The organism is Sphingobacterium rhinopitheci (assembly GCF_022627575.1).
Classification (GTDB): domain Bacteria; phylum Bacteroidota; class Bacteroidia; order Sphingobacteriales; family Sphingobacteriaceae; genus Sphingobacterium; species Sphingobacterium rhinopitheci.
Genome location: NZ_JADEYQ010000032.1, coordinates 1 through 11,667 on the forward strand (window position 1 = coordinate 1; position 11,667 = coordinate 11,667).

General features: G+C 34.6%; 8 protein-coding genes and 1 other RNA gene. 5 read left to right on the plus strand and 4 right to left on the minus strand.

Annotated elements, in window-relative coordinates; all coding sequences use genetic code 11:
• Positions 1-342: 342 nt before the first annotated feature.
• Positions 343-710: a transfer-messenger RNA gene (gene ssrA / locus IP023_RS14945) on the minus strand.
• A gap of 103 nt (positions 711-813) precedes the next feature.
• Between ssrA and IP023_RS14950 the strand changes: the two genes are divergently transcribed.
• The 3 genes from IP023_RS14950 (at position 814) to IP023_RS14960 (ending at position 5,607) form a co-directional block, all read left to right on the plus strand.
• A complete protein-coding gene (locus IP023_RS14950) occupies positions 814-1,617 on the plus strand; it encodes a hypothetical protein (RefSeq protein ID WP_241791219.1) in 804 nt (267 codons plus the stop codon).
• 1,464 nt (positions 1,618-3,081) lie between these two features.
• On the plus strand, positions 3,082-3,960 hold the full coding sequence (locus IP023_RS14955) for a helix-turn-helix domain-containing protein (RefSeq protein ID WP_241791220.1): 879 nt from the start codon (positions 3,082-3,084) through the stop codon (positions 3,958-3,960).
• Between the two features lie 147 nt (positions 3,961-4,107).
• Positions 4,108-5,607, plus strand: coding sequence for an acyl-CoA dehydrogenase family protein (locus IP023_RS14960; RefSeq protein WP_241791221.1), 1,500 nt, complete (start codon positions 4,108-4,110; stop codon positions 5,605-5,607).
• Between the two features lie 423 nt (positions 5,608-6,030).
• Here the strand turns inward: IP023_RS14960 and katG are convergent, their stop codons facing one another.
• The gene (gene katG, locus IP023_RS14965) at positions 6,031-8,244 is read right to left on the minus strand and encodes a catalase/peroxidase HPI (RefSeq protein ID WP_241791222.1); all 2,214 of its coding nucleotides are present in this window, start codon (positions 8,242-8,244) and stop codon (positions 6,031-6,033) included.
• Between the two features lie 298 nt (positions 8,245-8,542).
• On the opposite strand from katG, the gene IP023_RS14970 reads away from it, so the two are divergent.
• A complete protein-coding gene (locus IP023_RS14970; RefSeq protein ID WP_241791223.1) occupies positions 8,543-8,851 on the plus strand; it encodes a hypothetical protein in 309 nt (102 codons plus the stop codon).
• Between the two features lie 463 nt (positions 8,852-9,314).
• Here the strand turns inward: IP023_RS14970 and IP023_RS14975 are convergent, their stop codons facing one another.
• Positions 9,315-9,947, minus strand: a complete 633-nt coding sequence (locus IP023_RS14975; protein ID WP_241791224.1) for a nitroreductase family protein — start codon at positions 9,945-9,947, stop codon at positions 9,315-9,317.
• Positions 9,948-9,955: 8 nt separating this feature from the next.
• Positions 9,956-10,561 (minus strand): TetR/AcrR family transcriptional regulator, encoded by a 606-nt coding sequence (locus tag IP023_RS14980; protein WP_241791225.1) that lies wholly within the window; start codon positions 10,559-10,561, stop codon positions 9,956-9,958.
• A gap of 131 nt (positions 10,562-10,692) precedes the next feature.
• Between IP023_RS14980 and IP023_RS14985 the strand changes: the two genes are divergently transcribed.
• On the plus strand, positions 10,693-11,481 hold the full coding sequence (locus IP023_RS14985) for a patatin-like phospholipase family protein (protein WP_241791226.1): 789 nt from the start codon (positions 10,693-10,695) through the stop codon (positions 11,479-11,481).
• The last annotated feature ends 186 nt before the right edge of the window (positions 11,482-11,667 follow it).

Genomic DNA, 11,667 nt, shown 5'->3' on the forward strand with positions numbered 1-11,667 from the left:
AAACCTTCTAGAATCGAACCCTTATATCGGGTACTCATCCTGCGACACAAAAAAAGCCCAACTTTCGTTGAGCTTTACTTGTGGAGTCGGAGGGATTGGTTTAGCCGCTCTTTTCCCGAGCACGACCCTAAACCTTCCTGAATCGAACCCTTATTTCGGGTACTCATCCTGCGACACAAAAAAAGCCCAACTTTCGTTGAGCTTCTTTGGTTGTGGAGCCGGAGGGATTGGATTAGCCGCTCTTTTCCCGAGCACGACCCTAAACCTTCCTGAATCGAACCCTTATTTCGGGTCCTCATCCTGCGACACAAAAAAAGCCCAACTTTCGTTGAGCTTCTTTGGTTGTGGAGCCGGAGGGATTCGAACCCTCGTCCAAACATAGTATGATTTACGCTTTCTACATGTTTAGCTTCTCTTTAATTGTCGAGAGAGGGAAGGTGAGTCGCTTACCTATACCGTACTCCGTATTTGCTGGATCTCGTCACTACTTAGCAAAATCGCAGTGACCAGTTCTATCGTTCGATGCCCCTAATGTTAAACCAAAGAACAGGATCTAACGGGACAAATAGCTATGTTAAGTCTAACTTAAGCAGCTAAGGCGTAGTTTTCTTCGCCAGTTATAAGTGTGAAAGTTCAGATTTAAGTGCTCTACTAACAACGCACTACATGCTTACATAACCATCGCTATCCTGTCAATTCCGGTCGACCCCATAGTTATGAGCAACAAAAGTACGATTTTATTTGTTAATAACATGAGATATAAAACAAAAGAATATGTTATTTGTTAATAAAAATAGATTAAAACTAAAATCTATGGAATCAAATATAGACAAGGCAACAGAAATAGCTGGAAATGCTTCAGAAAACAAAACATCAGATAGAAAAGTTAAATCAAAAACTACATCCAAACCTAGCAAAGCAAAGACATCTTCCAAAATCATAGCTGAAGGTGGAAAAGAAGCTCCTACATCAAAACCTAGCAAAGCAAAGACATCTTCCAAGCTCATAGCTGAAGGCGGAAAAGAAGCTCCTACATCAAAACCTAGCAAAGCAAAGACATCTTCCAAGATCATAGCTGAAGGCGGAGAAGAATCCCCTACATCGAAACCTAGCAAAGCAAAGACATCTTCCAAGATCATAGCTGAAAGGGGAGAAGAAGCCCCTACATCCAAACCTAGCAAAGCAAAGACATCTTCCAAGATCATAGCTGAAGGCGGAGAAAATGCCCCTACATCTAAATCCAGAAAAGCAAAGCTAATAACCAAGAATATTACTGAAGGCGGAGAAGAAGCCCCTACATCAAAACCTAGCAAAGCAAAGCCAACAACTGGGAAACGCAATACAGTTAAAACAAAGAAATCTAGTATTGCTGGTGGCAACGAAAATTTGGAGCCAACGAAGAAGGTAAAAGTCAAAGCGGCTAAATTGAGTTCTTCCAAAAATGAAAAGATAGCTACAAAAAATAGTAAGGAAGATAAAAAGCTATCTGATCGTAAAAAGAAAGCTAAAGCACAAGACAATAATAAAAAAAAGGATAAGTTTAAAAAACTAAAGAATTCCTTAAAGGACCTATTTAGTAAGCTTATCAAGAAAAATAAGGGTAAAAAGAAGAAGTAAAAGAATAATTTTTTAAATTATTCACACACAAATACGCTATTTAAAGAGTTCTAATTACTTATAGGTAGTATCCAATAAGCGGTGTCAATAGAAAATAAGGTGGGTTTACAAACCCACCTTATTTTTTATTAAATTTATACCACACAGTTTATTATGAAAACATCAATTGGTAAACTTATCAAAGTTCAACGGTTTTTATAAGGTATTAAAACAACTGTAGGTCTTTAAGCGCTCTACTTCATCTATTTCGATGATAACAGATAAAGTTAATCAACAAGTTCTTTATTGGTAAAAATGTTCTTTAGCGTCCGTTTTTTATATTGTTTAAATGAATGGTATGGTGGGTAAAGTTCGTTAAGGCAGAAAAGTAATTAAGAAACTCATTTATTTAACTGTTGCCTTAAATCGCGAAGGAGACAAGGTAATTCTTGGTAGGTGGCACCATGAAAATGAATCTGTTGCATTCTAAGGTAAAATGACCGACTTTAAAAGGCGTGCTGTTGAAGATATTCTAGTACAGTAACCGATTATTTAAATTGATTTACGTATGCTATAACTAATATTTTCCCTCAAACAATTAACCCAATAGGTGTGGTTCATCAAATTTAAATTTCTGCTTAATACCTGGTTTGAAAGTCGAAAAAGAGTTTACTTCAGACATGAAAATAATCAACAACGCACCTAATATAGTGTTGGCAACTCATGAATTAGAGCATTTTGCAGACTAATGGGATCCAAAATATCCCTATGCCATCCAATATTGGGAAAATATTTGGGACGAATTACCCGTGTTCTTTGACTTCCCAAATGAAATCAGAAATATTATTTACACTACGTAACTTGTTCTAAAATTTCATAGAAAAATTAGGAAATACAGCAAAAACCTGATGGCAATTTCAATTGATGAAGCATAAAAAATATCCGTATATCTATCTTAAATGCAAATAGCTAAAAATGGACACAACCAATTCCCAATTGGGGAATAATTTTAAGTTATTTTTTAGCTATATATGGGAAAAACGCAATTGTAAAAACAGACAAACACATCTCAAGTATAAGTAAACATATTTTTGTACTGTGTCGAAGAAAAATTAGCAGCATAAAATAGTCTCCACTTTTAAGTTACAATTCTAAATAAAACCTGTTTTATTTAATGTAAGAATATTTTAAACTATTTCTTTCCAAAACATGCATTTATGTAAAAATGAACCACTATAATTATTGCGTTATCGTTAATTATAGCACTGATAATTTATTTTTAAATCTTGATCGATAAAACATTTATTCTATTAGATTTATAATCCCTGTTAATAAAAGTATTCATTTAATTTTTCTTATTAAATAATTTTGGTTAAATTTAGGTATAGTGACATTTGTTATTCGCTCTTGCGAGCAAGGTATCTTCGTATTTAATTTATTAATATTGTATTTCTATTTAATAGATTAAATTAGCCCCATTATATTATGCATAATAATAAGGTAAATGCAGACGAGTTTGTTTCCAAATTTATGGAAAGTGGTCTTCAACATTTGACTTATATTCAGACTCCAATTAAAATCTTTGCACTCAAAGATATAGCTCCTTATTTGCGGACACCAATTCCGCCGATATTTTTTGGATACCATTTGTTAATTCATCTGACAAAAGGATGTTTTCGTCATCAATTGGAAGCTAAGTCATTTATGGTGAACGCTCCAGCTATTGTAATCGCTAATTATGGTCATATCACTGCTATTGATCAAGTCGATAAATCAGCAGAAGGCTATTGCGTATTGATTAAGGAGCAAGCTATGACTTCTATTTTGCGTGAACAAGAAATACTTAATATATTAAATATTGTTCCTTTATTAGAGCTAAAAAAAGTAGATAGCCAAGAATTGAATATACTATTGGATTTATTGTATAAAGAGATATATGATGAACACCCCTATACACAATACTATGAAAGTATATTCAAGACTGTATTATTGAAATTAATCAAGCTTTCGGATGCTAATAACAGCTTGTTACGTAATCAAGAAATCGCTATCGCCTTTAAGCAATTGGTACATTTAGACTTTCACAAGGAAAAGTCCGTTACTTATTATGCTGACAAATTAGCGGTTTCTACAAATTATCTTAACCGTTGCGTTTCTTCGGTTTTTAAGAAATCAACGAAGCAGATTATTCTAGAAGTAGCTATAATGCACAGTGAGTTTTTATTAGCTGAAACAAATAAGACTATTGCTAATATTGCGTATGAATTGGAATTTGAAGATCCTTCTTATTTCGCAAGATTATTCAAAAAAATTGTAGGTATTACACCAACAAAATATAGAAGCAACCTGAAGTCGCAATTATGATAAAATGCACGATTTGTCCTAGTTATTGTCTATATTTAAATAGTCATTAGTTTAATATTGCTCTAAATTTACATTGTAATAGGGCTGGATTAGTTTGTAGAGTTTGCTAACCATTTCTATTGAGTAACATTTATAATTCTTTAAAATATGAGTCAAATTGTGGAGCATGTAGATTTTAAAACTTATATTACAGATTTTAAAAGTCATTTACATGGGCTATTTAGATCAGAGTATGATTTCAATACGCTAAGTTTAAGTAGAGATTTACCAGTAGATTTTCTAGCAAAGATTATGGATAAAAAACCATTATCTGTTGCTATTCCAACTATGTTTGGTGGTCGTGGTGTCAACGTAAAAGAATGCTTAGGCGTCCTTTCTGCGGCATCTTATGAATCACTAGCATTATCTTTGATGTTTGGTATTAATATAGCTTTATTTTTAGAGCCTTTGGCTAAATATGGCACTTATGCTGTGCAAGAAAGAATATTCAAAAAGTTTTTGGATGAAAAGGCGATGGGGGGCCTTATGATTACCGAACAAGCGTATGGAAGTGACGCGCTGAATATGAAAACATTTTACCAAGAAATTGAGGGTGGCTATAAAGTAAAAGGAGAGAAGCACTGGCAAGGATTAAGTGGTGCGGCTGATTTTTGGCTAATAACAGCGCGTAAATCTACCGCTAATGGTGATCTGGCGCGAGATATAGATTTCTTTGTTACGGACAATAGTAACCCGCAGGAGCATATCCCTATGGTGGAACGTTATAATAACCTTGGTTTGTATGCTATCCCATATGGTATCAATGAAATCGACATCACTGTACCTGAGAATCAAAAATTGACACCTGAAAGTACAGGTATTAAATTGATGTTGGATATGCTGCATAGAAGTAGGCTGCAGTTTCCAGGTATGGGTTTAGGGTTCTTGAAGCGTCTGATGGACGAGTCTTTTGATCATTGTCAAAACAGAATAGTTAGTGGAGCACCATTGAGTAATCTTGATGCTGTGAAATATCAGTTGTCACGTATTCAAGCTGCTTATGTTATTTGTTCGGGCATGTGCCATTATAGTGTAGAACACAGTGGTATTGACAAAGATCTCGCTACTGCTAGTATTGAAGCAAATTCATTGAAAGCATTAGTTACTGATTTAATGCAAGAGTCTGCACAGATTAGTTTACAATTGTCGGGTGCAAATGGTTATAAATTAAATCATTACGCGGGGCGCGCTGTTGTAGACAGTAGACCATTTCAGATTTTTGAAGGATCGAATGAAATGCTATATGGACAGATTGCAGACGCAATATTAAAACTGATGCGTAAAGCTAAAGAAACTAACTTAGTTAAGTTTTTAGCATCTTATGTGAATACCAATGATAGTATTCATTATTTTTCTAAATCATTAGATTTTAATCTAGACTATACAATCAATCAACGTGATACCGTTACATTGGGACGTATGATAGCACGTGTTATATGTTTTCAATTTGTGTTAAATATGCAAGGCTTTAATAATGAGCTAGTAGAGATTGCACGTCAACATGTAGCGATGGATTTGAATATGTTCAGCGGACAATTTTTAAGTCAAAATAGTGCTAACCCGCTATTCGATTATAGTTCTAATTCTGACTGGATGAATTTTGTATAAACGAGGTTTATTTATTCCTAATTAAAACAAGAAAAAGCACGTATAAACGTGCTTTTTCTTGTTTTAATTATATTGATTTTATTTACACTAGAATAAGTAGTGGTATGTATAATGTTTTGCAGTTTTATTAAATTGCTTGGCTGATTGATTTTTTAATGTTGATTTATTTCATTAATATCCCATTTTAGATAGTCATTCAGCTGAGTAAGCTCATTAAATCACATTATCTACCACTCATAATTCTCTATTTAATTATTTACTTAAGTATTTCATGCTCTTTCTTTTTTACGAAGCCCGCTGAAACATTTGATCGTATTATCATAGGTGTTCTATATGACACTGGATCAAAAAAAAATTCAGTTATATAATAAAAGGGACATTCTTCTCTGTAGAATGCCCCTTTTTATACTTAATAAAGCGTAATTACGATTTTAAATCAAATCTATCAGCATTCATTACTTTTACCCACGCAGCTACGAAATCTTTAATGAATTTCTCTTTTGCGTCAGCGCTACCATATACTTCTGCTACAGCACGCAACTCGGAGTTTGAACCAAATACTAAGTCTGCACGTGTTCCAGTCCATTTGGCTTCGCCTGTTTTACGGTCTGTACCTTGGAACAATTCTTTGTGGCTTCCTTCTACAGCTTTCCATGCTGTAGACATGTCTAACAGATTGATAAAGAAATCATTTGTTAAAGCTCCTTTTTGTGCTGTGAATACACCATGATCCGAACCATCCCAATTGGCACCTAATACACGTAGTCCACCCACCAAAACTGTCATCTCTGGTGCTGTAAGCGTCAATAGTTGTGCTTTATCGATTAAGAAAGATTCTGTAGAAGCACTCATTTTTCCTTTAATGTAATTACGGAAACCATCTGCAACAGGCTCTAAATAGCGGAAACCATCTACGTCTGTTTGCTCTTGTGTAGCATCACCACGACCTGGAGCAAAAGGAACATCTACTGTCACACCTGCTGCTACTGCTGCCTGCTCAACACCAACATTACCTCCTAATACGATAAGGTCTGCTATAGAAACATATTTGCCATCAATAGAGAAATCTGCTTGAATGCCTTCGTATACTTCCAATACTTTAGCTAATTGTGTTGGGTTATTGACAGCCCAATATCTTTGGGGTGCCAAACGTATACGGCCTCCATTGGCACCTCCACGTTTATCAGAACCGCGGAAGGTAGAAGCTGAAGCCCATGCTGTAGTTACCAGTTCTGAAATTGAAAGTCCTGCGTTAGCGATTATTTCTTTCAATACAAAGATATCTGTAGCATTGATTACGTATGTAGGCGTAGGAATCGGATCTTGCCAGATTAAATCTTCCGCAGGAACCTCTGGGCCCAAATAGCGGGATTTTGGCCCCATATCACGGTGTGTCAATTTGAACCATGCACGCGCAAAGACATCTGCAAATTTAGTAGGATTCTCCAGGAAATCTTTTGATATTTTAGCATATTCTGGGTCAAAACGCAATGCTAAATCAGATGTCAGCATTCTTGGTTTTTGGTGCTTGTTAGGGTCAAAGGCATCAGGGATAATATCTCCTGTATTTTTTGCTACCCATTGGTGGGCACCAGCAGGGCTTTTTGTCAATTCCCATTCAAACCCAAATAAGTAGGTGAAGAATAAGTTTGACCATTCTGTAGGCTTAGAAGTCCATGTAACTTCCAATCCAGAAGTAATAGCATCTTTGCCAACTCCTGTACCAAATGAGCTCTTCCATCCTAGGCCTTGTTGATCCATGTCTGCCGATTCTACATCTGCACCTACGTGGTCTGCAGGACCTGCGCCATGTGTCTTGCCAAAAGTGTGGCCACCCGCGATGAGCGCTACTGTTTCTTCGTCATCCATACCCATTCTTTTGAAGGTATCACGGATGTCACGTGCCGAAGCAAGCGGGTCAGGGTTGCCATCTGGTCCTTCAGGGTTTACATATATTAATCCCATCTGTACTGCTGCCAATGGGTTTTCTAAGTCACGGTCACCAGTATAACGGCTTTTAGGATTGTCGCTAGGTGCTAACCAAGTATCTTCAGATCCCCAATATACATCCATCTCTGGTTCCCATACATCTGGACGTCCACCACCAAAACCGAAGGTCTTGAACCCCATAGATTCCAATGCAACATTACCCGTTAGTATCATTAAATCAGCCCAAGAGATTTTGCGGCCATATTTTTGTTTAACAGGCCAAATCAAACGGCGTGCTTTATCTAAGGAAACATTATCAGGCCAGCTATTTAATGGTGCAAAACGCTGTTGTCCTGCACCTGCACCACCACGTCCGTCTTGGATACGGTAAGTACCTGAGCTATGCCATGCCATACGGATGAATAATGGACCATAATGACCAAAGTCTGCAGGCCACCAATCTTGTGAATCTGTCATCAAAGCACGTAAGTCTGCTTTTACAGCTTCGTAATCTAAAGATTGAAATTCTTTAGCGTAATCAAAATCAGGGTCCATAGGGTCTGATAAAGATGAGTTTTGACGTAGGATGTTAACTTTCAATTGGTTTGGCCACCAGTCTTTATTTTGCGTGCCTTCTCCAGCAACAGGCTTATTTAATGTACCGTTGTGAAATGGGCATTTGCTGATGTCATTTGAATTGTTTTCCATATGCTTACTGTTATAATTTAATAAAATAAAACCCTCTTTGGTTCTATATAAAATTAACAAAAAATATTTTCATTTTGTTTTAATTATGATCGTTATTTTTTATTGGATATAGATATATTCTATTCATTTTATATTCATCAATAAAAATCAATTAATGTACAGATCAAGGCTTGAAACAATCGTTCTGTAAGAAATAGTAATGTATATTAGCGGTTAAAATAAAATAAATTGATACTTTTAACTGGCCTATTTTAATAGGCTAGTAATTGTATATCACATTCATCAAGAGATCAATAAAATGACAACGGAGGTAAAAGTAGTATTAGAGAAAGATTTTGAAAGTTATATGCATAGCTTTTTTAATGAATTTAAGCGATTTAGCTTAGATGACTTTAGTAATTTTAGTACTACTATTCTTAATTATTATGTTAATAATAAGGTAATAGAACCCACTGACAAGAAAGAAGCGGCTTACTATTTAACAAACCTGTACAACAAGGGTATGGGCAATCGCATTATTGAAGAGCATTTACAAGTGATCGCCGAAAGTATCGCTGTGAATTATAATATAGATTTTGCAGTCGTTAAAAAGCTGTTTGAGAAATAAATAGCGCATTAGCCATAATAAGACTCATTAACTGGAGGCAAGCAGATTCTTTCAATCGAAAAAAAGCTATCTGATTCATTAGGAATGGATAGCTTTTAAAATAGAAAGAATATTTTTAAGCTGATACCATATTATATACTGTCAAAGACTTTGTGTAAAGGTATTTAAGATTGGTTTGGCTGTATTACAGTTGATTCTTTTTTTAGCTAAAAATTGATCCATTATTATTCGCCAGTTGGGAAAGGGTAAAGTCCATTTTTTGGGGATTTGTATTAGTGAAAATAAAATTTTATCCATTCTTGAAGGATTTGTATAAATCATTAATGTTCAATAACTTTTATTTATCGATCATAACTACGAAATGTATAAAATAAGAAAAAGTTATTCTGATAAATTTAGAACCTAGAGTGCTCAAAATTTATCAGAATAACTTTTCAACTTGTACATTTTTTTGGATACGGCCTTAATTTCTGTTTATAATGAAATCTTCTGTATTAAATCTTACTTTCTTCAAGTTAGCCAACCAATCATTCTCTTGGTCTCTATATCCTAATGCTAGAATGGTTACCGATTTTAAGCCTAATTTATCTAAACCTAATAATTCGTCCAATTGTGCATTTACAAAACCTTCCATTGGTGTAGCGTCTATACGTTGCTCTGCAGCAGCAGCTATAGCTACTCCAAAACCGATATATGCTTGACGTGCTGCATGTTCAAAGTGTTGCTCTCTAGTGCGTTGTGTAAAAGAAGTCCACAATTGATTTTTGTAATCATCAGCATAACCTTTTGGTAAGCCACGTTCAACTTCTTGTTGAGCAAATGGAGCATCTATACGCTCTTTAGTATATTCATCATATGCGGCAAATACCAATAGGTGTGAAGCATCCACAATCTGTGATTGACCATATGCTATAGGTTGAATTTTCGCTTTTAATTCTTCATCAGTAATCTGAATTACCTTGAATGGTTGTAATCCTGATGATGTTGGTGCTAAACGTACTGCTTCAAGGATATAATCTACTTTCTCTTGCGCTACTTTCTCACCATTCATTTTTTTAGTAGCATATCGCCATGATAAATCTTGTAATAAACTCATTTTTTTATTTATTTATTAAATTGTAATGTAAATATGAATCCTTCAATCGCATCTTGCAATGTATTAGGGACTTTTTTATTGATTTCTTTGTTTGATAGTATTTCTATAGCTACAAATCCATGAAGTATAGACCAAAATGTCTTTAGCTTAAGGTATTTGTCTGCATTAACATTATTAGCTCGCGTTAAAGTATCTGTTATAGCTTCTAAAAAATAATCAGATGTAAGTTTCATTTCGATACTACTATTGATCGTTTCACAGGCCGGTATACCTAGGCCAAACATAATTCGATAATGATGACTATTTTCTATCGCAAATTCCCAATAGGTCTTCGCAATAGTTTTTATTTTCTCGGGACCTTCTAATTTGTTATCTAAAGAATTTCCTATTTTATCACTTAGCAAAGCAAAACCTTCTTTAGAAAAATAGGCAAGGATAGCTTCTTTATTTTCAAAATATTTATAGATGATAGGGATGCTATATTCTATAGCATCTGCTATTTTGCGAATAGACAAAGCCTGCCATCCTTCATTCGCAATAATTATCCACGATTGTTCGATAATTTTATTACGTAATTCCTGCATTTCTCTTTCGCGCCTAGTAAGCTCTATCATTATTACTTTAGTTAACAGTGTTAACAAAAGTAACACTGTTTTTGGTGTGGCCAAAAAATAAGTTTTAAAAAGACATCTTAATGACAATTTTAGGCCTTATATATTTATTATATTTAAGCCAAATATAAACTATGCAGAAGAAAAAAGTATCAATTGTATTAGGGAGTGGTGGTGCTCGCGGGATTACGCATATCGGCGTGCTAAAGTATTTACTAGATAATAATTATGAAATAGATGAAGTGGTGGGTTGTTCCATTGGTGCTTTAGTAGGTGCCGCATTCGCTGAAGGCAAGATAAATGAGCTCGGAGAGTGGATGAGTAAACTGACAAAAAGAGAGGTGTTTAGATTGATGGATTTTTCAGATCCTAGGTTTAGTTTGTTGAAGGGTGATCGTATAATTACCACGCTACAAGAAGTATTTTTGGATACAAAAATCGAAAATTTAAACCTTAAGTATACTGCGGTAGCGACAGATTTAGTTACGGAAAGTGAACTAATAATACGCAGCGGTTATATTTATGATGCTATTAGAGCGTCTATTGCTATTCCTGCAGTATTTAGAGGTGTACAAGTGGAAAATAAATTTTTAGTAGACGGTGGCGTTTTAAATCCATTACCTATAAATCATGTTCTTAATAAAGAAAATATCATTATAGCAGTAAACTTGGATGGACCGCCATTATTAACAACAGCATTGGAATATAATAAATTGAATTCTATTGGTATATTGATGGAATCATATCGTATCATGAGAAGACAGCTCGCTGAATTAAATATAGCATTATATAAACCTGATTATACGATTCATATTCCGCATAATATCTCTGGTATTTGGGATTTTGATAAAGCCTCAGTTCTTATAGCACGTGGTTATCAATTAGCAAAAGATGTAATGGAAACTTCTAATTCTCAAAAATAGTAGTTTATCCCAATATGCTAGGGTTATAAATCACTGATCAAATTGTTTTTAAGAATATATTTTACCGTTTATTGTTTTCAATATTATCACTTATTGTTTAATATTTGTGAATATAATTATAATTAACACATGTATTTATTGTTAACTAATAAGATGTGTTTACTATCTCTTTTAGTGCTATTAATT